Below are 26801 nucleotides of genomic sequence, written 5' to 3'. Positions count from 1 at the left end.
TTTTCTCAAATGCCGATTACTTAGCCAATGACTTACGGTATAATGGCTAGCCAAATAAATACTAAAAATAGATAACAATAGTAAATAACTCAACCCCAAATAAGAACCCCACAACGTGAAACATAACGAGCCAATGCTCTAAATAATTCGCGATGTGGGTAGGCGACGAGGAAGCGAGACCCTAGGAGCATACATAAGTATGTGACTAGGGCGAGATGACGAAGTCAACACCCCCACATCACGAATTATGACGAGCATGTACGAATTTGATTTAATATTACTCCTACTCCAGCAGATGTGTGTCTACCTCGTTATTGCTTGGGCGCTTAGCCGCACACCATTAGTTATCCCTCTTCTGAAGGTAACCATCCGCTTACCGCATAAAGTCATGTGCTACCTGATTTTCTCTGTTTTTTGCATTATCGGTACTTATTTTGGTTTGCATATCAATGATTCTATTGCTAATACTCGTGCTATTGGAGCCGTTCTTGGCGGCCTATTAGGTGGCCCAGCAGTGGGCTTTGCTGTTGGTTTCACTGGCGGGCTGCATCGGTATTCATTAGGGGGAATGAGTGCCTTTGCCTGTATGGTCTCAACAATTGTTGAAGGGTTGATTGGCGGGTTAGTTCATCGTTACTTTATGAAACGTGGCGAAATCAATAAAATTTTTAATCCAATGATTGCCAGTTGTGTCACTTTTGTCGCTGAAATCATACAGATGCTAATTATTTTATTGCTGGCAAAACCTTTCGATGAAGCCCTCGAACTCGTTAAAAATATCGCTGCACCGATGGTGATCGCGAATACTATTGGTGCGGCAATGTTTATTCGAATTTTACTCGACCGCCGTGCGATTGTTGAAAAATACACGACTGCATTCTCTGCTCAGGCGCTAAAAATTGCTTTAACGACTGAAGGGATTCTGCGTAAAGGCTTTAATGCTGACAACAGCATGAAGGTCGCTAAGATTATTTATCAAGAGTTAGAAATTGGTGCTGTCGCTATTACAGATCGTGAAAAAATCCTCGCGTTTATTGGCATTGGCGCTGACCACCATCGACCCGGGACACCAATTTCGTCAAGCCAATCAAGGCAAGCTATTGAGAATAATGAAGTCGTCTATGCCGACGGCAATGAGACCCCGTATAAATGTTCATTAAGCCCCACCTGTAAACTCGGCTCTGCGTTAGTGATCCCATTACGCGGAGAAAACGAAAAAGTCATTGGTACCATTAAACTGTATGAAGCGAAAAATAGCCTATTTAGTTCCATAAACCGTACCCTCGGTGAAGGGATCGCCAGTTTGTTTTCTGCACAAATTTTAGCGGGCCAATATGAACGCAACAAACAATCATTGCTGCAATCCGAAGTTAAGCTGCTTCACGCGCAAGTGAATCCTCACTTTTTGTTCAATGTGCTCAACACGCTGCAAGCCGTGATCCGCAAAGATAGCCAGCAAGCAGGCCAGCTTGTGCAGTATATTTCGACTTTTTTTCGCAATAATTTAAAACGGCCTGAACAAAATGCCACGCTTGGCGAAGAAATTGAGCATATCAATGCCTATTTACAGATAGAAAAAGCCCGTTTTCAAGAAAGCTTACAAATTCATATTGAGATCCCTGATGAAGTCAAACAGGTTGAACTTCCTGCATTTACCCTGCAGCCGCTGGTTGAGAATGCAATTAAACATGGCACCTCACAGTTATTAGAAACGGGTTATATTACAATACGTAGTTATATCGGCAGTGAACATGTGTATATCGAAATAGAAGATAACGCAGGGCTATATAAGCCAGCAAAACAGTCTGATGGCTTAGGGATGGGCTTAGTCGATAGGCGCTTACGTTTAAAATATGGTGAGCAATATGGCATCAGCGTAGAACACGAGCCAGAAAAATTCACCCGAATGAAAATTCGCCTGCCTTATTTGGCTACAACATAATAATGATTAAATTACCTCTATGAATGTATTGATTGTTGATGACGAACCTCTTGCACGGGAAAATGTGCGTTGCCTACTCGAAGAACACGATGATATTGAAATTATTGGCGAATGTGCCAATGCAATAGAAGCGATTGGCATCATCCATAAAAAGAAGCCTGATGTGGTCTTTTTGGATATTCAAATGCCACGCCTAACTGGTTTAGAAATGGTACGCATGCTAGATCCAGAAGACCGCCCTTATATTGTCTTTCTTACCGCTTTTAATGAATTTGCCATTCAGGCTTTTGAAGAACATGCTTTTGATTACTTGTTAAAACCCCTTGAAACAGAACGATTAGAAAAGACCTTAAACCGCCTACGCCAAGGTAAACAAAAGCAGAACCTTGAACTGCTCAGCAACAATGAGCCGCTGAAATTTATCCCTTGTACAGGCCATAGCCGTATTTATTTAATGAAACTTGATGAAGTGCTATATGCCACGTCGCGGATGAGTGGCGTGTATGTGATGAGTACGCAAGGATTGGAAGGTTTTACAGAGCTCACTCTGCGAACACTAGAGACTCGAACACCTTTAGTGCGCTGCCATCGCCAATATTTAGTCAATATGACCCAATTAAACGAAATTTTGTTTGGTGATGGTGGGCAAGCTGAACTGGTACTCAGTTCCGGTGAACATATCCCTGTTAGCCGCCGTTATCTCAAACCACTAAAAGAGGCACTGGGGCTAGTTTGAGTAGTTAAATAATTAAAATCTCTGGCCCGCGTAATTCGAGAAGATGTAACATTCTTAACGCGGGACCACTCGGTTTTTTTTCTTCACGCTCCCACTTAGAAACACTTTCTTTCGACATCCCAAGCGCTAATGCAAGCATCGCTTGTGACATACCATATTGAGCTCTAAGCTGCTTAATTTTTGCGCCACTCATCATTGGGACAACTTTTATTTTTTCATTTAGTTTTCTAGCGTTAACTTTTTTTTCTAGATCATTAACTAAACTTTCTGGTGCAGCATCAACCTCGCGTAACTCTTTTGCCAGCTCAAGCATATTCTCTAATTTATTGCTCATCAGTTAGCTCCTCTAAAATACCATGAGAAATTAATTCAAACAGTTTTTCATCTGTATAACTCAAAAAAAGGCGTGATAGCTGTCTATATCCCTCTAAATCATCATCTTCAATTTCTTTCGCTTTTTTAGAACTAATATTATTTTTTTCCCACCCATCTACGAAGAAAAGGTGATGATTTATCTTGAAGAATATAATGACTCTAATTCCTCCACTTTTTCCTTTTCCATTAATTGCCATTCTTTTTTTAATCACCCCACAACCTAAATCAGCCTCGTAAATCCCTCGTAAAACCTCATTTGCTGTTTCAAATAAGCGTTGATCAGTGATCTTTATTTTCTTAGTACTGCGTTTGAATGATGAAACTTTATAGAATGCCACAACTACTCTCCATGTAGTACCGGTTACTATAGTAACAAGCACCATACCAAGAAGCAATATAGTCGATTATTTAAACAATAAAAAAACCCGCACTTCAATGAATGCGGGTTTTGTGTTTTAGTAGGGAATTAATCCCTATAAAACCAAGTCATTATGCGTTATGGCTGCTGCTACGGCGACGAGGTGCCGCATTCGTGCCATCTTGGCGTGGAGCAGAGTTACCACGGTCACGGTTACCACCGCCACGACGCTCACCGCCGCCACGACGTTCACCACCGCGCTCACCGCCACGGTCATTACGGCGACCTGCACCGAAGCCACCTTCGCTACCGCCCTCACGACGTGGACCACCACGGCGCTCACCGCCGCCACGACGTTCGAACGGTTGTGCATCACCGATCAGTTGCATTTGCGTTGGTTTATTCAGAATGCGTGCGCGACTTAAATGTGTTAGCACGTCCGTTGGCATACCTTTTGGCAATTCAATTGTCGAGTGCGTTCCGTACAATTTGATATTACCGATATAACGGCTGCTGATATCCGCTTCGTTAGCAATCGCACCAACAATGTGACGAACTTCCACACCATCATCACGGCCAACTTCAATACGGTACATCTCCATATCACCCACATCACGACGCTCACGACGGCCGCCACGCTCACCGCGTTCAGCACGGTCAAAACCATTGCCATTGCTGTTACGATCACGACGGTCACCACCACGGCGGTCATCACGGTCGTTGAATTCACGACGTGGGCGACGCGGTGCATCTGGTGGCAGGATCAGCGCACGCTCACCTTGTGCCATTTTCAACAATGCTGCTGCTAAAGTTTCCATATCGACATCTTCTGATGGAGACATTTTTGCTAACAGTGAACGGTATTGGTCTAAATCGCTGCTTTCTAATTGCTGTTGAATTTTCTCAGCAAATTTCGCCTGACGACGTTGGCTCAGCAGATCGGCATCTGGTAACTCAACTTCAGGAATAGTCAGCTTCATCGTACGTTCAACGTTACGTAGCAGACGACGTTCACGGTTTTCAACAAACAGTAACGCACGGCCCGCACGACCCGCACGACCAGTACGGCCAATACGGTGAACGTATGATTCCGCATCCATTGGGATGTCGTAGTTAACAACTAAACTAATACGCTCAACATCCAAACCACGCGCTGCAACGTCAGTTGCAATCAAGATATCTAAACGACCATCTTTTAAGCGCTCTAAAGTTTGCTCACGCAGTGCTTGGTTCATGTCACCATTAAGTGCCGCGCTGTTGTAGCCATTGCGTTCTAACGCTTCAGCCACTTCTAATGTTGCATTTTTGGTGCGTACGAAAATAATCGCAGCATCAAAGTCTTCTGCTTCTAAGAAACGTACTAACGCTTCATTTTTACGCATGCCGTACACAGTCCAATAGCTCTGGGCAATATCTGGACGAGTGGTAATGCTAGCCTGAATGCGAATTTCTTTCGGGTCTTTCATAAAACGACGTGTAATACGACGAATTGGCTCAGGCATTGTTGCAGAGAACAGCGCAGTTTGGTGCTCAGCTGGAATTTGGCTCATGATGTTTTCAACATCTTCAATGAAGCCCATACGCAGCATTTCATCAGCTTCGTCTAAAACTAAGCCTTTTAATTTAGAAAGGTCTAACGTGCCACGTTTTAAGTGATCAAGAAGGCGGCCTGGTGTACCCACAACAATTTGCGGTCCTTGGCGCAGTGCACGTAATTGTACGTCATAACGTTGGCCACCATACAGGGCAACAACATTAACGCGGTTCATATGTTTAGAGAAATCGCTCATTGCTTCCGCCACCTGAACAGCCAACTCACGAGTTGGTGCAAGGACTAAAATTTGCGGAGCTTTTAAATCTGGGTCGATGTTATGCAGCAATGGCAAACTAAATGCAGCAGTTTTACCGCTACCTGTTTGTGCCATACCTAATACATCATTACCATCCATTAACAATGGAATACATTGTTGTTGGATTGGTGATGGTTTTTCATATCCCAGGTCGTTTAGTGCTGTCAAAATAGATGCTGATAAACCTAACTCAGCAAAAGAAATATCGGTCTCAGTAGTCATGTAAAGGTGCCTCATACATAATGGCAGCCAGTTTACATAACCATGCGAAAATCATTTCGGTCATTTTCATTTAAAATGTGAACTGGCTCAAATTGTGTTTATTAAACGAACAAATAGGCCGTCACCCCGAGGGATGATGACTTAAAAAAATATCGTGAAATGTTCGTCAGCTATTGCTGGCCCGATTCTAAAAGGTCGTCTTGTTCTTGGCCTAACAGCGCCAATTCCAACAATGCATAGCGGTGTTCAACAAAGCTGTGAGCGTTGTTAGCTACCGTCAGTTTGAATAACGCAACTGCGCTATCCTTATCCCCCAGACTTAGGTAATGCTTACCTAAATAGAAGTTAGTTTCACTGAGATGCTCAGCGAGCGAAGTGTTATCCGTAGACGTTTCTTTCAAACGCGCCATCAATGTATTTTCATCGATATTGCCAAGATAGAATTCTACGATATTCCAGCCCCATTGCCCTTTCTCCGCTTGGTTGTAGCGGGCGGCAAGATTATCTTGCGCCATACGCGGGTCTATGTCTTTCTCGACGAGATAAAGCCACAGAGTACGAAAAGGATCATTTGGATCTATCTGATAATACGCCAGCAGATCATCCTGCGCTAGTTTGTATCGTTCACCGTAATATAATGCGATGCCACGATTCATTCGCGCGAAATTGTAAGTTGGATCAAGCTCTAAAACAGAATCAAACGCTTCATAGGCAGCATCATAATTGCCTGCCTGCGTAAAATATATCCCTAAAAAATTAAAAACTTCAGGAATATCAGGACGAATGGCTAACGCAGTTGAAAAATCATTACGCGCCAGTGCCCTTAAACCGAGACTATCATACAACACACCGCGCTCATATAAAAGCTGTGCGTATTCATCATCGGTTAAAGACCGGCTCGCAAGGATTTGTTCCATACGAGCCAGTATCACTTCTTGTTGCAATGAAGGTTGAAGTGGAACGGCAAATACCTCGTTCTTTCGCCAATCTTTGCTACTACATCCAATAATAACAAAAAAGATAAGCGCCAAGAGCACACGCGGTAACGTGCGATAATCTCTCACCCGAAGACAGATACTGTTCGACATACTCCGCCCTTACATTACCACGCTTTACAAATTATGGTTTCAGCAAATTTAGGCTGATAGCGCCCTAATTTAATAGAGCGCTGTTAGGTCAGCTTACTCTGCTGAGTCCTGCGGCTGTGCAGTTGGTTCTTCAGTTGCTACCGCTTCTTTCATGCTAAGGCGGATACGACCTTGACGGTCAATTTCCAATACCTTAACAGGAACTTCTTGACCCATTTGCAGGTAATCTGTCACTTTCTCAACACGCTTATCCGCGATTTGAGAAATATGAACCAGACCTTCTTTACCCCCACCAATCGCAACGAATGCACCAAAGTCGACGATACGGGTTACTTTACCTGGGTAAATTCGGCCCACTTCAACTTCTGCAGTAATGTCTTCGATACGACGAATGGCTTCTTTCGCTTTCAGGCCATCAGTTGCGGCAATCTTAACAGTACCATCATCTTCGATTTCAATCGTTGTGCCAGTTTCTTCCGTTAATGCACGGATCACTGAACCACCTTTACCGATGACATCTTTGATTTTGTCTGAGTTAATTTTGATCGTGTAAATGCGTGGTGCAAATTCAGAGATCTCTTCACGTGGACCATTAATTGCTTGTTCCATTGTACCAAGAATGTGCAGACGCGCACCTTTTGCTTGGTTCAGAGCAACTTGCATGATTTCACGTGTGATACCTTCGATTTTGATATCCATTTGCAGCGCACTGATACCTTCACGGCTACCAGCTACTTTAAAGTCCATGTCACCTAAGTGGTCTTCGTCACCTAAGATATCAGACAGAACAACGAAATCGTTACCTTCTTTCACCAGCCCCATTGCAATACCTGCAACAGCGGCTTTAATTGGCACACCAGCATCCATCAGTGCTAATGACGCACCACAAACAGATGCCATTGATGATGAACCATTAGATTCAGTGATTTCAGATACAACACGGATAGTGTATGGGAAATCAGCGTGGTCTGGCATTACTGCTAACACACCACGTTTCGCTAAGCGGCCATGACCGATTTCACGACGTTTTGGTGAACCCACCATGCCAGTTTCACCAACAGAGTATGGAGGGAAGTTGTAATGGAATAAGAAACGGTCAGTATATTCGCCCATTAATTGGTCGATAACCTGCGCATCACGTTCTGTACCTAACGTTGCCGTTACCAGTGCTTGAGTTTCACCACGAGTAAACAGCGCAGAACCGTGAGTACGTGGCAGAACACCCGTACGAACGTCCAGAGCGCGAACCATATCTTTTTCGCGGCCATCGATGCGTGGCTCACCACGGATAACACGGCTACGAACAACTTGTTTTTCTAAGCTTGCCAAAATGTCAGCAACTTCAGAAACATCAACATTTTCGTCTTCAGCAACTAATACTGCAGTGACTTCTTCTTTGATTAAGTCAACCTGCGCATAGCGCTCTTGTTTTTCAGTGATGCGGTAAGCGTCGCCCATACGGCTTTCAGCTAATTGTGCAACACGGTCATGCAGAGCTTGGTTAACTGGCTCTGGCTGCCAATCCCATTTCTCTTTACCAGCTTCTTTCACTAATTCATTGATATTCTGAATAACAACTTGTTGTTGGTCATGGCCAAATACCACCGCACCCAACATTTGCTCTTCACTTAACAGTTCAGCTTCAGATTCAACCATCAATACTGCATTATCGGTACCTGCAACCACTAAGTCCAAACGGCTGTTTTTCAGCTCGTCCGCTGTAGGGTTCAGAACATACTGGTCATTGATAAAACCAACACGTGCCGCACCGATTGGGCCATTGAATGGAACACCTGACAGTGCGAGTACTGCGGACGCACCGATCATCGCAACGATGTCTGGGTTAACTTGTGGGTTAACAGACACAACAGTTGCAATGATTTGGATTTCGTTCAAGAAACCTTCTGGGAACAGAGGGCGTAGAGGACGGTCAATCAGACGAGCGATTAACGTTTCACCTTCGCCTGGACGACCTTCACGACGGAAGAAGCTTCCTGGGATGCGGCCCGCTGCATATGTACGTTCTTGATAGTTAACAGTTAAAGGGAAGAAGTCTTGGCCTTCTTTCACTTTTTTCTGTGCAACTGCAGTCACAAATACTGCAGTGTCATCCATGTTAACCATAACAGCAGCAGATGCTTGGCGTGCAATCATACCTGTTTCAATCGAAACAGTATGTTGACCGTATTGGAATTTACGAACAATAGGATTTAACACTATATTACCCTTTTTGTAAGGCTACCTGAGATTCTCAGGGAGCATTGGCTTACTCTTCCTACTACAGCCTCGCGACTAATGAGAATACTGATATTCCAGTGATCAGCTCTCTCATTAGCCGCGCGAATCGGATGCAGCGAAGAGGCATTAATAAAACAGCTTACTACGACTTATAGCTTAGCATTTAAGTTAAGTATAATTCGAGTATTACTTCAACTTTCAAAATAACTTTTAGAAGAAAAGGGGCCTCTGGCCCCTTTTCTCTGAAACTGACTCTACTCGTCATACTTCAAGTTGCAACGTTGTTGACTACATTCACTCGTACTAGCCACATACTGATGTATATTCCTAGTAATTCACTCATTTTTAGCCTAGCTGCAACTCGAATTATCTAGAGTAAGATTAGCGACGCAGACCTAAACGCTCGATAAGAGCAGTGTAACGCGCGATATCTTTACCTTTCAAGTAAGCTTGTAAGCGACGACGCTGAGCAACCATACGCAGCAGACCACGACGGCTGTGGTGATCTTTTTTGTGCTCTGCAAAGTGGCTTTGCAGGTGGTTGATTTGTGCAGTCAGCAGAGCGATTTGAACTTCGCTTGAACCAGTGTCATTTTCACCGCGGCCGAACTCAGCAACGATTTTAGCTTTCGCTTCATTACTTAGAGACATAATAAACTCCAAAATGATTAATGTAAGTGATGAGAGCCAATCTCTAATTTAGCATCTCAAGATTAAGCGCCGCTATTCTACGCTGCTTAAGGCAGCAAAGCAATAACCGCTACTACGCGGGCTGTTCATTTTCCACAACCAAACGCTTCGGTGCGATACGTCCATCCTCACTCACCAAAGCAATACCGATAAACCGCTGCGCTGTACCACAAGTGACTCGAACCATACCGTTTTCTTCAAGGCCTTCAACCGCGGCTCTCACAGGTTGTCCTTGTTTAAAGTAAGCCGCTGTTTCCTCTGTAATATTTACAGCTGGAAAATGAACGACTGCGGTATCCATTGGCAATAATAAAGTATCAAGCAAGGACTCAAAAGAACCTTCACCTGCATCTACCTTTGCTCGTAAAGCGGCTAATTGCTCTAATGTTACCATTCGCTCATAAGGATAGTTAGCCACTTGCACTCGACGCAAGTAAATCACATGCGCACCACAGCCTAACATCTCACCTAGGTCATCAATAATTGTACGAATATAGGTTCCTTTAGAACAGTGTATTTCCAGCTCTAATTCGTTATTTTCTAAACGAATAAACTGCAATTCATACACTGTAATTGGACGAGCTTCACGCTCAACCGTAATTCCTTTACGCGCATATTCATACAATGGACGACCTTGATGTTTCAGCGCAGAATACATTGAAGGAACTTGTAATGTATCACCGCGGAAAAACGCTAAAGCGTCATCCAGTTGCTGCTGTGTAAACTCTACGTTACGCTCACTGATAATTTCGCCGTGTGAATCCGACGTGTCAGTACGTTGCCCAAGACGAGCAATGACGCGATAACGTTTATCTGAATCGAGTAAAAACTGGGAAAATTTCGTCGCTTCGCCGAGGCACACAGGCAACATACCTGTTGCGAGTGGGTCAAGTGCCCCCGTATGCCCAGCTTTATTGGCATTAAAAAAGCGCCGCACTTTTTGCAGCGCATCATTTGAAGAAATATCCGTGGGTTTATCCAGCAGCACTACGCCGTCAATATTACGGCCGCTACGACGACGCCCCATTATTTTTCCTCTTTATCACTAACATCCGCACGACGTTTTTCATCATCGCGGATCACATTTGACACTAAATTAGACATCCGCATACCGTCAACAAGAGAGTTGTCATACTCAAATGTTAACTCAGGAATAATACGCAAACGCATGGCTTTTCCAATTAATGAACGTATAAAGCCTGATGCTTCATTTAATGCTTTAATGCCGTCTGCAACCATTTCTTCTTCACTTTTATCATTAGCGATATTGAAGAAAGTCACAAAGACTTTACCGTATGCGAGATCGCGAGATAACTCGACACCTGAAACGGTAGCCATACCAATACGTGGGTCTTTGATCTCACGTTGTAAGATGATCGCAATTTCTTTTTGCATCTCTTGCGCAACGCGCTGAGCACGACTGAATTCTTTTGCCATCGTTATGTCTCCTGACAATAAAGGGGGCTATCGCCCCCTTATAACACTATTTTGTAGTCACGATGCTTCGTGGGCTCTCACAAAATTAACCGTCAATAGAACGTTTAACTTCAATGATTTCGAAGACTTCGATCATATCGCCAACGCGAACGTCGTTGTAGTTCTTAACGCCGATACCACATTCCATACCGTTACGAACTTCACTAACGTCATCTTTAAAGCGACGCAGTGATTCTAATTCACCTTCATAGATAACGACGTTATCGCGCAGGACACGGATTGGGTTATTACGTTTAATGGTACCTTCAGTAACCATACAACCAGCAACTGCACCGAATTTCGGTGATTTAAACACATCACGAACTTCTGCAAGCCCAATGATTTGCTGTTTGTATTCAGGTGCCAACATACCACTCATCGCTTGTTTGATTTCATCAATCAAGCTATAGATAACAGAGTAGTAACGTAAGTCAACGCTTTCACTTTCAATCACGCGACGAGCAGAAGCATCTGCACGGACGTTAAAGCCTAGGATGATTGCGTTTGATGCAGCAGCCAGTGTCGCGTCAGTTTCAGTGATACCACCCACGCCTGAACCGATAATTTTCACTTTAACTTCATCTGTTGACAGTTTCATCAGAGAGTCAGTGATCGCTTCACAAGTACCTTGAACGTCAGTTTTCAGTACAATGTTCAGTTCAGAAACTTTACCTTCTTCCATGTTAGCAAACATGTTTTCCAGTTTAGATTTCTGCTGACGAGCTAATTTAACATCGCGGAATTTACCTTGACGGTACAGGGCAACTTCACGTGCTTTTTTCTCATCACGAACAACTGTCGCTTCGTCACCCGCTGAAGGGACGCTAGACAGACCTAAAATCTCAACAGGCATTGATGGACCGGCAGATTGAACTTCTTTACCTAATTCGTTACGCATTGCACGAATACGGCCATATTCAAATCCACACAGGACGATATCACCTTTGTTCAGCGTACCTTCTTGAACTAGGATAGTTGCCACAGGGCCACGACCTTTGTCTAAGTAAGACTCAACAACCACGCCGCTTGCCATGCCGGTATAAACTGCTTTCAGTTCTAAAACTTCAGCTTGCAGTAACAGTGCATCAAGTAAATCGTCAATACCTGTACCCACTTTCGCAGATACACCGATAAATTGAGTATCACCACCCCACTCTTCAGAAATAACACCGTACTGAGACAGCTCATTTCTAACACGGTCAATATCCGCTTCTGGTTTATCAATTTTGTTCACAGCAACAACAATCGGTACACCCGCAGCTTTCGCATGTTGGATAGCTTCGATAGTTTGTGGCATTACGCCATCGTCCGCTGCAACAACCAGAACAACGATATCTGTTGCCTGAGCACCACGAGCACGCATAGATGTAAACGCGGCGTGACCTGGGGTGTCTAGGAAGGTAATCATACCTTTGTCAGTTTGCACGTGGTAAGCACCGATGTGCTGAGTAATACCACCCGCTTCGCCTGATGCCACTTTCGTTGAACGAATGTAGTCAAGTAAAGAGGTTTTACCGTGGTCAACGTGACCCATGATGGTAACAACAGGTGCACGTGGTTCTTGCGCTGCAGAACCCGTATCACGGTCATTCATTACCGATTCTTCTAACTCGTTCTCACGGCGCAGAATAACTTTATGACCCATTTCTTCTGCGACTAATTGTGCAGTTTCTTGGTCAATCACTTGGTTGATAGTCGCCATAGCGCCCATCTTCATCATCGTTTTGATGACTTGAGAACCTTTTACTGCCATTTTATTCGCGAGTTCACCCACAGTGATAGTCTCGCCAATCACAACATCACGGTTAACCGCTGCTGCTGGCTTAGTAAAACTTTGTTGTAAAGAACTACCTTTACGTTGCTTACCTTTGCTGCGACCTGAACGGCCTGCGGCGCGTTCTTCTTCGCGGTCTGCTTTCTCAGAAAGTTTATTACCTTTTTTCTGACGAGGGGCTTTTGCAGTACGATTACGTGAACGACGGCCTTCTTCTTTCTCATCACTTTCATCTTCGGCTGCACGAGCGTGCGTCGAAGTTGTTGTGTGATAATCGCTATCTTCTTCAGTTTTCGTGTCTGCAGTCCACTTTTCACCGTTTTCTTCAGCCATTTTGCGTGCTTCTTCAGCCACGCGACGTGCTTCTGCTTCAACTTTGCGCTGAGTTTCTTCTTCAGCTTTACGTTTTAGCTCCGCAGCTTCAGCTTCACGGCGTTGTTTGTCGGCATTACTTTCTACAGCTTTGCCTGCTTTTTGTTGATTTTCGCTTGGTTTCACTTTTTCTCTTTCCGCTGCTTCGCGCGTAGCTTTATCTGCTGCTTCACGTTTTGCTTTCTCTTGGGCTTCACGTTTTGCCTTTTCTTCCGCTTCACGTTTAGCTGTTTCTTCTGCTAATCGTTTTGCTTCTGCTTGACGTTGTGCCAGTTCTTCAGCTTCGCGCTGTGCCTGCTCTTCCGCTTCACGCTGCGCCTGCTCTTCCGCTTTTGCTTCTTCAGCATCACGGTTCACATAAGTGCGTTTTTTGCGGACTTCGACATTTACCGATTTGCTTTTGCCACCGGTGACGGGGACACTCAGCGTACTACGAGTTTTGCGCTGTAGTGTCAATTTGCTTGGCTGACCCGCTGCCCCGCCTTGTTCACGGTTTAAATGGCTCAGTAAAGCTTCTTTTTCTGACTGACTAACAGAGTCATTCTCACCTTTTTTGATCCCTGCTTCAGCAAATTGCTGTACCAGGCGATCAACTGTGGTTTGAATTTCCGTTGCCAATGTTTTTACAGTTTCTGTCATGCCGTTCCTTCCTGCTACAGTGTTTACGCATCGTTACCGAACCAGCAAATATTACGTGCGGCCATGATGAGCGTACCTGCTTTCTCATCATCCAGACCTTCAATATCAATCAGGTCGTCGATGCCCTGCTCAGCAAGATCTTCCAGTGTACAGATTCCACGAGTAGCCAAATTATAGGCAAGAGTACGATCCATACCTTCAAGATTCAACAAATCTTCTGCTGGCTGATTATCACCTAGGCTCTCTTTTTGAGCCAATTCTATTGTGGTGAGGGCCGCTTTCGCTCTTTCACGTAGAACTTCAACAGTCTCTTCATCAAGACCATCAATTTCCAGAAGTTCATTAATAGGCACGTAAGCCAGTTCTTCTAACGTCGAGAAGCCTTCTTCAACAAGTGCAGTGGCAAACTCTTCATCAATATCAAGATGCTTGGTGAATGTATCAATAGAAGCATGTGCTTCTGCCTGATGTTTTGCATTAAGCTCTTCTGCGGTCATGACGTTTAATTCCCACTTGTCATCACCACGGTGTTTTTTCAGTAATTGAGCTGCCAGACGCACGTTTTGACCGTTACGCCCAATGGCTTGTGCCAGATTACTGCTTTCTACGGCAACATCCATCGTACATTTGTCTTCATCGACCACGATAGATGCAACATCAGCCGGAGCCATTGCATTAATAACGAATTGAGCTGGGTTATCGTCCCATAACACAATATCAATTCTTTCGCCGCCTAATTCACTAGAAACGGCTTGAACTCGCGCTCCACGCATACCAACACAAGCACCAACAGGGTCGATACGCTTGTCATTAGTTTTCACCGCAATTTTTGCACGAGAACCTGGGTCACGGGCAGCGGCTTTAATTTCAATAATTTCTTCGCCAATTTCTGGTACTTCAATGCGGAATAATTCAATCAGCATTTCAGGGCGAGAACGCGTAACAAAAAGTTGCGCACCGCGTGCCTCAGGACGAACATCATACAGGACTCCGCGGATACGGTCACCTGGACGGAAGTTTTCACGTGGCAACATATCTTCACGCAGAATCACAGCTTCAGCGTTATTGCCTAAATCTAACGTGATATTTTCACGATTAACTTTTTTCACCTGAGCCGTGATAATTTCACCTTGTTGCTCACGGAATTGGTCAACAACCATCGCACGCTCTGCTTCGCGTACTTTCTGTACGATAACTTGCTTAGCTGTTTGAGTGGTAATACGGTCAAATACAACAGACTCGATTTGGTCTTCGACGTACTCTCCAAGCTGCAGTGCCGGATCTTCGTATTGAGCCGCTTCTAATGTAATTTCACGCGTTGGCATTGTGACTTCTTCGACAATTAACCAACGACGGAAGGTATCGAAATCACCTGATTTACGGTCAATTTCCACACGGACATCAATTTCTTGCTCGTATTTCTTTTTAGTTGCCGTCGCTAATGCAGTTTCCAGAGCCTCGAAGATTTTTTCACGAGGGAGGGATTTTTCGTTAGAAACCGCTTCTACAACAGCCAGAATTTCTTTATTCATCCTAGTTGCCTCATTGAACTTTATTAAAAGTGGGGTACCAAGTTAGCTTTCTGGATGTTGCCGAGGGCGAACACCTCATCCTTACCATCTACAGTAACCGTAATCATTTCACCGTCTATGGCCTTAATAACGCCTTGCCACCTACGGCGGTTCTGCATTGCTATACGCAAAGTCAATGCCACCTCTTCACCCATAAAACGCTCGTAATGCGCAATAGTGAATAATGGACGCTCAAGCCCTGGTGACGATATTTCCAGGTTATAAATGACAGAAATTGGATCTTCAACGTCCAATACTGCACTGACCTGATGGCTGACATCAGCACAATCATCAACAGTGATGCCTTCTTCACTATCGATGAAGACACGCAGTGTCGATGTGCGACCACGGATAAACTCTAAGCCAACAAATTCAAAGCCTAGCGCCTCCACCGGTGCTGAAATCATCTCTGTTAATTTCTGTTCTAATGTGGACAAGCCCACCCCCAGACATAAAAAAAGGGCTATAAAAGCCCAGTTAATTCGATTGTCAAATAACAAAAAACCCCGAAATTCGGGGCTTTATGCAACTGGACCCTGTAGTGCACGGGTTCACCATATTCTTATTATACCTGTAAAATCTAGAGAAATCGATGAGAAATTTTGAGAGCTGTTAGTTAACTGCACTTGATTGCTACACCGGATAACTACTATAGACTACGATACTGACAAGGTATGTTGAATAAGAAATGGTTGCGGGAGCCGGATTTGAACCGACGACCTTCGGGTTATGAGCCCGACGAGCTACCAAGCTGCTCCATCCCGCGTTCGAAAACGTGTCATATTCTACACAGATAACCCGTAAATCACAAGCTATCTAAAATAATGGTGCCGAGGACGGGACTTGAACCCGTACGCCCGTTTTGTAGGCACTACCACCTCAAGGTAGCGTGTATACCAATTTCACCACCTCGGCACTGAGGCGAGGTTATCAATAATTAATCAATAACCTCAAATTTTAACTTCTCACTCATCGCTGAGCTTACTACTTAATGATGGCATTAGTTGCCTTCATTCGGAATCTTTCACACTTAACGAGGGATATCGCTCGTTGGTGTAGCTGGTGCTGCCGGAACGTCTGTTGGTTGCTCGACTTTTGTAGGTTCACTAATGTTTTCCCACTTACTACCACTACCAGTTCCGTACTTGTTAGCAGTCATATTGCCAAGTATCAAACTGATGATGAAAAACACAGCAGCCAAGATTCCAGTCATACGGGTCATGAAGTTACCTGAGCCCGATGAACCAAACAGTGTTGCAGAAGCGCCCGCACCGAATGAAGCTCCCATGTCAGCACCTTTACCTTGCTGTAACATAATCAGACCAATAAGCCCGATAGCCGCTAGCAAGAAAATAATTAAAAGAGCTACATACATTTGAGTTACCTATTCAGTTGCGGTGCATAGCCTAATGCTATGACCTTTATCACTGCACACCTGCTCATTTCGACCGTGAAAGAATACTCTTACGGGATTGAGCAGGTGCGAATACTAACCAAAGCTGAGCCGACAAGCAAGTCTATTTTGATTCCATTTGATTATTTGCAGAAAAAAACAACAAATCATCAAAATATCGTTCAGCTTCCCCCATAACAATTTAGCCCGCTGCTTTTACAGCATCCGCAATATGGTTTGCCATTGCAGTCACATCAGCTTCGTTTTCACCTTCAACCATGACACGGATTAACGGCTCTGTTCCTGATTTTCTCAGTAATACACGGCCTTTTCCTGCCAATTGTTTTTCAACTTCTTCGTTCGCTGCAACCACTGCATCACTTTGTAGTGGATCGTGTTGGCCTTTGAAACGGACATTGACTAACACTTGAGGTAATAATTTCATACCACTGCATAAGTCATGTAAGCTCATATGGTTACGTACCATAGCACTTAATACCTGCAAGCCTGCAACAATCCCGTCACCAGTAGTCGTTTTATCCAATAAAATCACGTGACCTGAGTTTTCAGCCCCCATGCGCCAACCTTTTTCCTGTAATTTTTCGAGCACGTAGCGGTCACCCACCTTAGCACGCTCAAAAGGAATACCTAGCTGTTTTAGGGCGATTTCTAATCCCATATTACTCATTAGTGTTCCGACTACGCCGCCTTTTAGTTGGCCTTGACGTAGCGCTTCACGAGCAATAATAAAGAGGATTTGGTCACCATCGACTTTTTCACCGAGGTGGTCGACCATGATAATGCGGTCGCCATCACCATCAAATGCCAAGCCAACGTGCGCTTTTTCTTCCAGTACTTTTTGTTGCAATTGACGCACATCCGTTGCACCACATTCTTCATTGATGTTGATCCCATTAGGATCACAACCGATAGTGATAACCTCAGCGCCTAATTCACGAAACACATTTGGTGCTATGTGATAAGTAGCCCCGTTAGCACAGTCAATCACTATTTTTAAACTTGCTAGGCTTTGTTCGTTCGGGAACGTACCTTTACAGAATTCAATATAACGGCCCGCAGCATCGACAATACGGTTTGCACGACCTAATTCTGCTGACTCAACACAAGTGATCGGTTTTTCCATTTCAGCTTCAATGGCCTCTTCGACTTCATCAGGCAGTTTGGTTCCGTCAATTGAGAAAAATTTAATCCCATTGTCATAATATGGGTTATGAGACGCTGAAATGACAATTCCCGCTTCTGCGCGGAAAGTACGTGTTAAATAAGCGACCGCAGGGGTAGGCATTGGGCCGGTGAAAGATGCGGATAAACCTGCAGCAGCTAAGCCAGCTTCTAGCGAGGATTCCAGCATATAGCCAGAAATACGCGTATCTTTACCAATAATAATTTTACGAGAACCATGACGTGCGAGAACTTTTCCTGCCGCCCAACCTAATTTTAAAACAAAATCAGGGGTAATTGGACTATCACCCACTTTGCCACGAATACCATCAGTACCAAAATATTTACGGTCGCTCATACGCTTATTTTTCCTTTTCTGACAGAGTCATCTGTACCACTTGCATCGCTTGCACGGTTTCTTTGACATCATGAACCCGAATGATGTGTGCTCCTTGCATCGCAGCAATCACTGCACAAGTTAAGCTGCCTGCGAGGCGTTCTTGTGGTGGAACATTCAATAATTGTCCAATCATAGATTTACGTGACATCCCTGCCAATAGCGGTAGTCCGAAATTATGAAATTGTTCTAAGTTTGCCAATAACTGGTAATTATGCGACAAGTTCTTACCAAAACCAAAGCCCGGATCAAGGATAATTTGCTGTTTCTCTATCCCTGCTGTCACGCATCGGGTGATTTCAGCATCAAGATAGTCTTTTACTTCACGCACCACGTTTTCATAGTTTGGAGCTTCTTGCATCGTTCTTGGCTGGCCTTGCATATGCATAATGCAAACGGGTAAACCTGTTTTCGCGGCGACATCTAATGCATCTGGCTCATGGAGCGAGCGAATGTCATTGATAATATGTATGCCTGCATTTGCGGCTTCGGCCATGACTTTCGCTTTCGAAGTATCGACTGAAATCCACACATCAAAACGCTGTGCTATCGCTTCAACAATGGGAATAACTCGGTCAAGTTCCTCATTCACAGAAACTTCAGCGGCGCCAGGACGGGTCGATTCGCCACCGATATCAATGATAGCCGCACCGTGTTGAACCATTTTTGCCACATGCTCAAGCGCATCATGATAACGATTATGAGTGCCACCATCTGAAAATGAATCAGGAGTGACATTCAAAATCCCCATCACCTTTGGTGTGGATAAGTCAAGAACACTGCCTCTCGCTTTGATTTGCATTGTTATTTTTCCTTAACGAAAAAAACCCCAGCGAACTGGGGTCTTAGTATTTTATTTCACGACCGCTTATTGTGGTTTGCTGTCGTTATTATCTGATGGTTTTGATTCATCAGTATTATTACTATTATCGGTATTACTTGGTTCTTCAGCACTGTTGTTAGGTTCTTCAGATTGAGGTTTTTCGGCTGTTTTTGCTACATTTGCCGCACCTTTACCAAATGTCCCCGTCACATTACTGACTTTTTTATCTTCATCCCAACCTGCTGGTTCACGAACTGGGCGACGATTCATTAAATCATCAATCATTGGCATATCGATAGTTTCATATTTCAGTAATGCATCTTTCGTTGCATGTAGAATATCGATATTATCTTCCAGTGTTTTGTAAGCCAGTTGGTAACAGTGGTCTAAAATTTTCTTAATTTCTTCATCAACAATACGTGCTGTTTCATCAGAAATTCCAGAACCATTACCTGAAGAACGACCTAAGAACGCTGGACCTTCTTCTTTCGAGTATTGCATTGGGCCTAAACGGTCTGAGAAGCCCCATTGCGTTACCATGTTACGTGCGGTATTGGTTGCAAACTGAATATCTGAAGATGCGCCCGTCGTTACTTTATCGCGACCGTAAATCAGTTCTTCTGCAATACGACCCGCATATGCTGTCGCAATCATACCTTCGAGTTTCAAGCGACTACGGCTAACTTCATCACCTTCCGGTAAGAAGAAGGCCACACCCAGCGCTTGGCCACGTGGAACAATTGTGACTTTGTGAACAGGATCATGCTCTGGCATTAAATGACCGATAATCATATGACCACCTTCATGGTAAGCCGTTGATTCTTTTTGCTCTTCAGTCATCATCAGAGAACGACGCTCTGCACCCATCCAAATTTTATCACGCGCTTTTTCGAATTCAACCATGGAAACGACACGCATGTTTGCACGTGCTGCAAACAACGCGGCTTCGTTAACCAAGTTTGCCAATTCAGCACCCGAGAAGCCAGGTGTTGCACGTGCAAGAATGAAAGTATCTACGCTTGGGTCAATAGGAACACGACGCATATGCACTTTCAGAATTTGTTCACGGCCACGAACGTCTGGTAAGCCAACAACTACCTGACGGTCAAAACGACCTGGACGTAATAAAGCAGGGTCAAGTACGTCAGCACGGTTAGTTGCTGCGATAACAATGATACCCTCATTACCTTCGAAACCGTCCATTTCAACCAGCATTTGGTTCAGTGTTTGCTCACGCTCATCGTGACCACCACCAAGACCTGCACCACGTTGACGACCTACTGCGTCAATCTCATCGATAAAGATGATACAAGGAGCTGCTTTTTTCGCTTGTTCGAACATATCACGAACACGAGAAGCCCCCACACCCACAAACATTTCCACGAAGTCTGAACCGGAAATGGTGAAGAATGGAACTTTTGCTTCACCTGCGATAGCTTTTGCCAGTAATGTTTTACCCGTTCCTGGAGGCCCTACCATCAGGACGCCTTTTGGAATTTTACCGCCAAGTTTTTGGAAACGAGCAGGTTCACGCAGAAATTCTACGATTTCGCCCACTTCTTCTTTGGCTTCATCACACCCAGCAACGTCTGCAAATGTTGTTTTGATCTGATCTTCTGTCAGCATGCGGGCTTTACTTTTGCCAAATGACATCGCCCCCTTGCCGCCACCGCCTTGCATCTGGCGCATGAAGAAAATCCAGACACCAATCAACAGAAGCATTGGGAACCAGGAAATAAAAATAGATGTCAGTAAGCTAGGTTCTTCTGGTGGTTCACCAACAACCGTCACATGCTTATTCAGCAAAGTGTCTAACAGCTTCTCATCCTGCATAGGAAGATAAGTTGTATAGCGGCTATTATCAGCCTTTCTGACGTTCAGTTCACGACCGGTGATACGAACTTCACGTACCTGATCCTGGGCTAACTCATTGATAAACGTAGAATAATCAACTCTGCGACTATTCGAATCGCTTGGGCCAAAACTCTGGAACAAGGACATCAGAACAACTGCGATGACTAACCAGAGAATCAGGTTTTTCGCCATGTCACTCAAGGGATTAACCTCATATTACAACTGTGTTAACAAATAACGCTCAGGGTACTATAGTTTTAGCCCTGTCGCTACAATGTATACTTCACGTGACCGTGCCCGCGAAGATTCGGGTTTACGAACTTTTACTTTCGTAAACAGGGAGCGGATATCCCTAAGGTAATCGTCAAAGCCTTCTCCCTGAAACACTTTAACAATGAAACTCCCCCCAGGCGCCAATACAGCACGGCACATATCCAATGCTAATTCAACTAGATACATAGAGCGAGGAATATCAACCGCTGGTGTCCCACTCATATTTGGCGCCATGTCAGACATGACCACCTGTACTTTTTTGTCGCCAACGCGTTCTAACAAAGCGGCGAGAACGGCTTCATCGCGAAAATCCCCTTGCAGGAAATCAACGCCAACGATTGGGTCCATCGGCAATAAGTCACAAGCAATAACCCGCCCATTATGACCTATTTGGCTAACAACGTATTGCGACCAACCACCAGGGGCTGCTCCTAAATCAACAACGGTCATACCTGGTTTAAAAATTTTATCACCTTGCTGGATTTCTTCCAGCTTAAACCATGCACGTGAGCGTAGCCCTTTTTTTTGTGCTTGCTGAACATATTTATCACTAAAATGCTCTTGCAACCAGCGACTTGAGCTTGCCGAACGTTTTTTATTGGCCATTGTGCTTTCCAACTATACTAAAAGAACTTCACCTAACTTGCTGCTTCTTTACCATCAAAAAGATATAATTGATGGTGATAGATATCAGATGGCGGTAGAATAAGCCATTTTCAATACTAACCAAGCAAAAAATCAATGAATCTTAATAAAAAACAAATTCAGCACCTAAAAAGTCTCGCTCACCATTTAAACCCTGTTGTTATGATCGGCAACAATGGTTTAACCGAAGGTGTTTTGGCTGAGATTGAACTCTCATTAGCGCATCATGAGCTTATCAAAGTCAAGATCGCAGGCGAAGACCGTGATACTAAAAATTTGATCGCTGATGCGATTGTTCGCGAAACTGGTGCAGTAAATGTACAAATCATCGGTAAAATTCTTGTTATCTACCGTCCTTCGGCAGACCGCAAAATCATTTTACCTAAATAATTTCCCATCATTTATATAAAAATGCCATTGAAAGCATGTTTTATATGTTGAAAAAGGCCGCCTGCGGCCTTTTTCTTTAAATCAGGGAAATAATATAACCAATTCAGGGAAATAGGAATCAGATATACTCAACTTTAAGAATTTCGAACTCAACATCGCCACCTGGGGTTTTAATTGAGACCACATCATCAACTTCTTTACCCACTAAACCACGTGCTATCGGGGAGTTAACAGAAATCAGATTGATCTTAATATCTGCTTCGTCATCACCAACGATACGATACGTTAGCTCTTCATCGGTATCAACATTCAGTACTGTCACAGTTGCGCCAAAGATAACGCGACCATTATTGACCATTTTAGTTACATCGATTACTTGAGCGTGAGAAAGCTTACCTTCGATTTCTTGAATACGGCCCTCACAGAAACCTTGTTGCTCACGTGCTGCATGATATTCTGCATTTTCTTTTAAGTCACCGTGCTCACGCGCTTCTGCAATAGATGCAATAATTTCTGGGCGACGGACAGATTTAAGGAATTCAAGCTCTTCTCTTAGCTTATCCGCACCAAGTACCGTCATCGGGATCTGTTTCATTAATAAATACCTCGGTTCAATCCTATCTAAAAACAAGTATCTTCCTGATTTTGTAACAACAGTACACCGAACACCTACGTAAAACCGGGGGGTGTTCTAGTAAAAAAACGCAATCAGACTTATGTACTCATTTATCTTATCATAATGTACGCTATTTTAACTGAGACTTAATAACGGGTCACCGTTTACTTTCTTGGGCATTACACTTTAGTATGTATTATATGTCCACCCTAATGCGTGAAATATATGTCATTATTAACTTTAACCAGAAAATGGATCATCTCTTTAGGAATTACCTTAGCCAGTACGCAAGTTTTTGCGATTCCGATTGATGAATACAAACAATATTTACCTGATGGCACTAACCTTGCTCTGGTCGCGCAAAAAGTGGGAAGTAGCACCCCATTAATTGATTATAATGCACAGCAAATGGCATTACCTGCAAGTACACAAAAGGTTGTGACCGCTCTTGCTGCCCTATTACAACTGGGGCCAGATTACCGTTTTGTCACCAATTTTGAAACTGATGCAAAACTTAGCAACAACACATTGACTGGCGATTTAGTGATCCGCTTCAGTGGTGACCCAACACTAACTCGTCAACAAATTCGTAATATGGCTAATGCGTTAAAGCAGCTTGGGATCCATAAAGTTGATGGCGATCTCGTCGTTGATATTTCTGCTTTTACTAGTCATGACAAAGCGCCTGGTTGGGTTTGGAATGATATGACCCAATGTTTTAGTGCGCCACCTGCAGCGGCTATCATTGACCGCAACTGTTTTTCAGTTTCTCTTTATCCTGCTGAAAAAGCAGGTGACTATGCCTTCATTAAGGCGGCTAGTTTTTACCCTGTCAATATGTTCAGCGAAGTCAAAACATTAGCTAAAGGCTCCCCTGAAGCGCGCTATTGCGAACTTGATGTTGTTCCTGGTGAACTGAATCGCTATACCCTGACAGGTTGTTTAACCCAACGCAGCGAGCCCTTACCACTTGCCTTTGCGGTACAAAACGGAGCGAGTTACTCAGGGGCGATTGTCAAAAATGAGTTAATCACTGCGGGTATTGAGCTCACCGGCCATGTGAAAAAGCGCACATTCCCAGCGCCTCAATCACAAGTGTTAGTCAAAACTGAATCTAAGCCGCTACATGATTTGCTAAAAGTCATGCTAAAAAAATCCGATAATATGATAGCAGACACTGTTTTTCGTACTATCGGTCGAGAATATTATGGTGTCCCAGGTACTTGGCGTTCAGGATCCGATGCGGTAAGACAAGTACTGAAGCAAAAAGCGGGGATCGATCTTGGCAATACTGTGATGGTTGATGGTTCAGGACTGTCTCGCCACAATTTGATCACCCCTGCAACAATGATGGAGGTCTTGCAATTTATCGCAAAAAACGATCAACAACTCGATTTTATCTCCATGCTTCCACTTGCAGGCCATGATGGTACATTGCGTTATCGTGGCGGCTTTGATGAGGCTGGTGTAAATGGTAAAGTTTCCGCCAAAACGGGGGCATTACAAGGGGTCTATAACCTCGCAGGTTTTATCACAACCGCCAGTGGCCAGCGTGTTGCTTTTGTACAGTTTATCTCTGCTTATGCGGTACCACAAAACCAGCAACGTACTCGTCGAGTACCATTAGTACGGTTTGAAAGCCGTTTGTATAAAGATCTGTATCAGAAAAACTGATCATACGTGATTTAGATATTAAAAAGGCGCTTTCGCGCCTTTTATATTTCTAAGATAAACTATTTTTGATAAATGATTTCGACACCTTCGTCGTCATCTTCATCCCAATCGTCATCCCAGTCGTCATCAAAATCTTCAGTACCAGACAGTTGCTCTTTATGGTAATCATCCCACATGAATTCAACTTTTTCAGGTTGCTGTGCATCTTCAGTCGTGGCCATATCACGTGGTTGAGTATTCATAAATTCCATGATATCCCAACACAGTGCTTTCACACCTTCGTGGTTAACCGCTGAAATCATGTAGAATTTATCTTCCCAACCCATCGCTTTGGCAATTTCTGCCGCACGCTGTGCGGATTCTTCTTCACCTAAGATATCAATCTTATTGAAAACTAACCAACGTGGTTTTGCTGCCAATTTTTCACTGTATTTTTCTAACTCACTAATGATGATCTTCGCATTTTCGACAGGATCAGACTCATCAATAGGGCAAATGTCAATCAAGTGAAGTAAGACACGACAACGCTCTAAGTGTTTCAGGAATTGGATCCCAAGACCTGCACCTTCTGCTGCGCCTTCGATCAACCCTGGAATATCCGCAACCACAAAACTTTGCTCGTTATCCATACGCACGACACCCAAGCTTGGGACCAAAGTGGTAAATGGATAATCAGCGACTTTTGGTTTTGCTGCTGATACAGAACGGATAAATGTTGATTTACCTGCATTTGGCATACCAAGCATGCCCACATCTGCTAACAGCATCAATTCTAACAGTATTTCGCGGGTTTCACCTTTAGTCCCCATAGTACGTTGACGTGGAGCACGATTTACTGAAGATTTAAAACGGGTATTCCCAAGCCCATGGAAACCGCCTTTAGCGACCATATGACGTTGATCATGACGAGTCATATCACAAAGTACTTCGTTGGTCCCTAAATCGCGTACACGCGTTCCTACAGGTACTTTTACAGTGATGTCTTGACCACGTTTACCTGTACATTCACGGCTTTGGCCATTTTGGCCACGTTCTGCACGAAATGATTTTTCAAAACGATAGTCGATTAGCGTGTTGAGGTTTTCGTCTGCTTGTAAGTAAACGTCCCCACCATCGCCACCGTCACCACCGTCCGGTCCCCCTTTAGGGATGTATTTTTCACGGCGGAAGCTGACACAACCATTGCCACCATCTCCTGCCACGACCAATATTTTGGCTTCATCTACAAATTTCATAATTCTTTCTCCGCTTCTGAGCCGCATAACGCTGGATGGCTGTTCTACTCAGAGATGGTGTATCTTTAATACGTGTGTAGTTCATTAAAGATCAAATATCTGAATATAAAAAGCCCCGCAAAAGGTTTTTGCAGGGCTTTAATTCTGAATTAAAGGTCAGAAAACTTATTCAGCTTCGATGCTGATAAATTTACGATTGTTTGGACCTTTAACTTCAAATTTAACTTTACCGTCCGCTAATGCGAACAGAGTGTGGTCACGGCCACAACCTACGTTGTTACCTGCGTGGAACTTAGTACCACGTTGACGAACGATGATGCTACCTGCTAGTACAGCTTCACCACCAAAACGTTTAACACCTAAACGTTTTGCTTCTGAGTCACGACCGTTACGAGTCGAACCACCAGCCTTTTTGTGTGCCATTAATCTGCTCTCCTAAATCTTAAGCGATGACAGTGATCTTAACATCAGTGAACCACTGACGATGACCCTGTTGTTTACGGCTATGTTTACGACGACGGAATTTGACGATTTTAACTTTTTCGCCACGACCGTGTGCAACCACTTCCGCTTTCACTTTAACGCCTTCAACGACAGGAGCGCCGATTTGGATCTCATCGCCATTAGCAACCATCAGAACTTGATCAAATTCAACAGTTTCACCTGTTGCGATGTCCAGCTTTTCTAGGCGGACAGTTTGACCTTCGCTAACTCGGTGTTGTTTACCACCACTTTGGAAAACCGCGTACATATTAACTCCGCTTTCCGCGTACCCGCTAAATATTTCAATTCCAGAGTACGCTATAAAATATTCACAATAGGGCGCGAATTCTACGCAAAAAAGCAGCAGAACACAAGCCAATAATGCGGTTAGATGACAAAAAATACGACTTTTTTCTCAATAACCGTTTTTGAGCATTGATTTCGTCCCTATTCACTCAATTGTTACTTATTTAAACATTTTTTGCATCACACCTGATAATCTTAT

Annotated in this window: 24 protein-coding genes and 2 tRNA genes; 4 read left to right on the top strand and 22 right to left on the bottom strand. The window is 43.9% G+C overall.

The genetic code is table 11. The annotated features are described in order from the left end of the window. The first annotated feature begins 256 nt into the window (after positions 1-256). Positions 257-1942, top strand: coding sequence for a sensor histidine kinase (locus tag PSF28_RS10610; RefSeq protein WP_210835658.1), 1686 nt, complete (start codon positions 257-259; stop codon positions 1940-1942). A 19-nt stretch (positions 1943-1961) separates the two neighbouring features. Further along, complete coding sequence (btsR, locus tag PSF28_RS10605; RefSeq protein WP_210835660.1) at positions 1962-2678, top strand: two-component system response regulator BtsR; 717 nt, start codon at positions 1962-1964, stop codon at positions 2676-2678. Positions 2679-2682: 4 nt separating this feature from the next. Here the strand turns inward: btsR and PSF28_RS10600 are convergent, their stop codons facing one another. The 18 genes from PSF28_RS10600 to rlmE all read right to left on the bottom strand — a co-directional run bounded on the left by PSF28_RS10600 (position 2683) and on the right by rlmE (position 21859). Beyond that, a complete protein-coding gene (locus PSF28_RS10600; protein ID WP_210835662.1) occupies positions 2683-3012 on the bottom strand; it encodes a helix-turn-helix domain-containing protein in 330 nt (109 codons plus the stop codon). Next, positions 3002-3391 carry a type II toxin-antitoxin system RelE/ParE family toxin gene (locus PSF28_RS10595; protein ID WP_272685029.1) on the bottom strand — a complete coding sequence of 130 codons (390 nt, stop codon included), beginning with the start codon at positions 3389-3391 and terminating at the stop codon, positions 3002-3004. The genes PSF28_RS10600 and PSF28_RS10595 overlap by 11 nt, the downstream gene beginning before the upstream one ends. A gap of 151 nt (positions 3392-3542) precedes the next feature. Further along, the gene (locus PSF28_RS10590; protein WP_102138207.1) at positions 3543-5483 is read right to left on the bottom strand and encodes a DEAD/DEAH family ATP-dependent RNA helicase; all 1941 of its coding nucleotides are present in this window, start codon (positions 5481-5483) and stop codon (positions 3543-3545) included. Between the two features lie 170 nt (positions 5484-5653). Then, positions 5654-6571 carry a lipoprotein NlpI gene (nlpI, locus tag PSF28_RS10585; RefSeq protein WP_004907480.1) on the bottom strand — a complete coding sequence of 306 codons (918 nt, stop codon included), beginning with the start codon at positions 6569-6571 and terminating at the stop codon, positions 5654-5656. A gap of 93 nt (positions 6572-6664) precedes the next feature. Further along, positions 6665-8788: a polyribonucleotide nucleotidyltransferase gene (gene pnp, locus PSF28_RS10580; RefSeq protein ID WP_210835670.1), complete on the bottom strand. Its 2124-nt coding sequence runs from the start codon at positions 8786-8788 to the stop codon at positions 6665-6667. A gap of 402 nt (positions 8789-9190) precedes the next feature. Next, on the bottom strand, positions 9191-9460 hold the full coding sequence (gene rpsO, locus PSF28_RS10575) for a 30S ribosomal protein S15 (RefSeq protein WP_004905890.1): 270 nt from the start codon (positions 9458-9460) through the stop codon (positions 9191-9193). Between the two features lie 112 nt (positions 9461-9572). Continuing rightward, on the bottom strand, positions 9573-10526 hold the full coding sequence (truB, locus tag PSF28_RS10570; RefSeq protein ID WP_272683615.1) for a tRNA pseudouridine(55) synthase TruB: 954 nt from the start codon (positions 10524-10526) through the stop codon (positions 9573-9575). After that, positions 10526-10936 carry a 30S ribosome-binding factor RbfA gene (rbfA, locus tag PSF28_RS10565; protein WP_004905894.1) on the bottom strand — a complete coding sequence of 137 codons (411 nt, stop codon included), beginning with the start codon at positions 10934-10936 and terminating at the stop codon, positions 10526-10528. Before rbfA ends, truB begins: the two co-directional genes overlap by 1 nt. Positions 10937-11021: 85 nt before the next feature. After that, positions 11022-13760, bottom strand: coding sequence for a translation initiation factor IF-2 (infB, locus tag PSF28_RS10560; protein WP_210835674.1), 2739 nt, complete (start codon positions 13758-13760; stop codon positions 11022-11024). Between the two features lie 23 nt (positions 13761-13783). Next, on the bottom strand, positions 13784-15292 hold the full coding sequence (nusA, locus tag PSF28_RS10555; protein WP_004905898.1) for a transcription termination factor NusA: 1509 nt from the start codon (positions 15290-15292) through the stop codon (positions 13784-13786). 23 nt (positions 15293-15315) lie between these two features. Further along, on the bottom strand, positions 15316-15768 hold the full coding sequence (rimP, locus tag PSF28_RS10550) for a ribosome maturation factor RimP (protein WP_004907471.1): 453 nt from the start codon (positions 15766-15768) through the stop codon (positions 15316-15318). A 252-nt stretch (positions 15769-16020) separates the two neighbouring features. Then, a tRNA-Met gene (locus PSF28_RS10545) sits at positions 16021-16097 on the bottom strand. 59 nt (positions 16098-16156) lie between these two features. Beyond that, positions 16157-16246 (bottom strand) — tRNA-Leu (locus PSF28_RS10540). Positions 16247-16361: 115 nt separating this feature from the next. After that, entirely contained in the window at positions 16362-16706 is a 345-nt protein-coding gene (gene secG, locus PSF28_RS10535; protein ID WP_004905902.1) for a preprotein translocase subunit SecG, read from the bottom strand. 220 nt (positions 16707-16926) lie between these two features. Continuing rightward, positions 16927-18264 carry a phosphoglucosamine mutase gene (glmM, locus tag PSF28_RS10530; protein WP_004905906.1) on the bottom strand — a complete coding sequence of 446 codons (1338 nt, stop codon included), beginning with the start codon at positions 18262-18264 and terminating at the stop codon, positions 16927-16929. A gap of 4 nt (positions 18265-18268) precedes the next feature. Further along, positions 18269-19105, bottom strand: a complete 837-nt coding sequence (folP, locus tag PSF28_RS10525) for a dihydropteroate synthase (RefSeq protein ID WP_210835675.1) — start codon at positions 19103-19105, stop codon at positions 18269-18271. 66 nt (positions 19106-19171) lie between these two features. Continuing rightward, a complete protein-coding gene (ftsH, locus tag PSF28_RS10520) occupies positions 19172-21181 on the bottom strand; it encodes an ATP-dependent zinc metalloprotease FtsH (RefSeq protein ID WP_004907466.1) in 2010 nt (669 codons plus the stop codon). A gap of 48 nt (positions 21182-21229) precedes the next feature. Further along, positions 21230-21859, bottom strand: a complete 630-nt coding sequence (gene rlmE, locus PSF28_RS10515) for a 23S rRNA (uridine(2552)-2'-O)-methyltransferase RlmE (RefSeq protein WP_004905912.1) — start codon at positions 21857-21859, stop codon at positions 21230-21232. Between the two features lie 135 nt (positions 21860-21994). Between rlmE and yhbY the strand changes: the two genes are divergently transcribed. Then, positions 21995-22288, top strand: coding sequence for a ribosome assembly RNA-binding protein YhbY (yhbY, locus tag PSF28_RS10510; RefSeq protein ID WP_004905914.1), 294 nt, complete (start codon positions 21995-21997; stop codon positions 22286-22288). A 118-nt stretch (positions 22289-22406) separates the two neighbouring features. On the opposite strand, the gene greA is transcribed toward yhbY, so the two are convergent. Continuing rightward, entirely contained in the window at positions 22407-22883 is a 477-nt protein-coding gene (gene greA, locus PSF28_RS10505) for a transcription elongation factor GreA (RefSeq protein ID WP_004907463.1), read from the bottom strand. A gap of 246 nt (positions 22884-23129) precedes the next feature. On the opposite strand from greA, the gene dacB reads away from it, so the two are divergent. Then, positions 23130-24578 (top strand): serine-type D-Ala-D-Ala carboxypeptidase, encoded by a 1449-nt coding sequence (gene dacB, locus PSF28_RS10500; RefSeq protein ID WP_210835676.1) that lies wholly within the window; start codon positions 23130-23132, stop codon positions 24576-24578. 59 nt (positions 24579-24637) lie between these two features. On the opposite strand, the gene cgtA is transcribed toward dacB, so the two are convergent. The 3 genes from cgtA to rplU form a co-directional block, all read right to left on the bottom strand. After that, positions 24638-25813, bottom strand: a complete 1176-nt coding sequence (gene cgtA, locus PSF28_RS10495) for an Obg family GTPase CgtA (protein WP_004907460.1) — start codon at positions 25811-25813, stop codon at positions 24638-24640. A 165-nt stretch (positions 25814-25978) separates the two neighbouring features. Next, complete coding sequence (gene rpmA, locus PSF28_RS10490) at positions 25979-26236, bottom strand: 50S ribosomal protein L27 (protein ID WP_004905922.1); 258 nt, start codon at positions 26234-26236, stop codon at positions 25979-25981. 19 nt (positions 26237-26255) lie between these two features. Continuing rightward, positions 26256-26564 carry a 50S ribosomal protein L21 gene (rplU, locus tag PSF28_RS10485; RefSeq protein ID WP_004905925.1) on the bottom strand — a complete coding sequence of 103 codons (309 nt, stop codon included), beginning with the start codon at positions 26562-26564 and terminating at the stop codon, positions 26256-26258. Positions 26565-26801 lie beyond the last annotated feature (237 nt).

Source organism: Providencia sp. PROV130, from assembly GCF_028482225.1.
In the GTDB taxonomy this organism is placed as follows: domain Bacteria; phylum Pseudomonadota; class Gammaproteobacteria; order Enterobacterales; family Enterobacteriaceae; genus Providencia; species Providencia rettgeri.
Note: the sequence above shows the minus strand (reverse complement) of the source record. Positions and strands in the feature narration are given on the sequence as shown.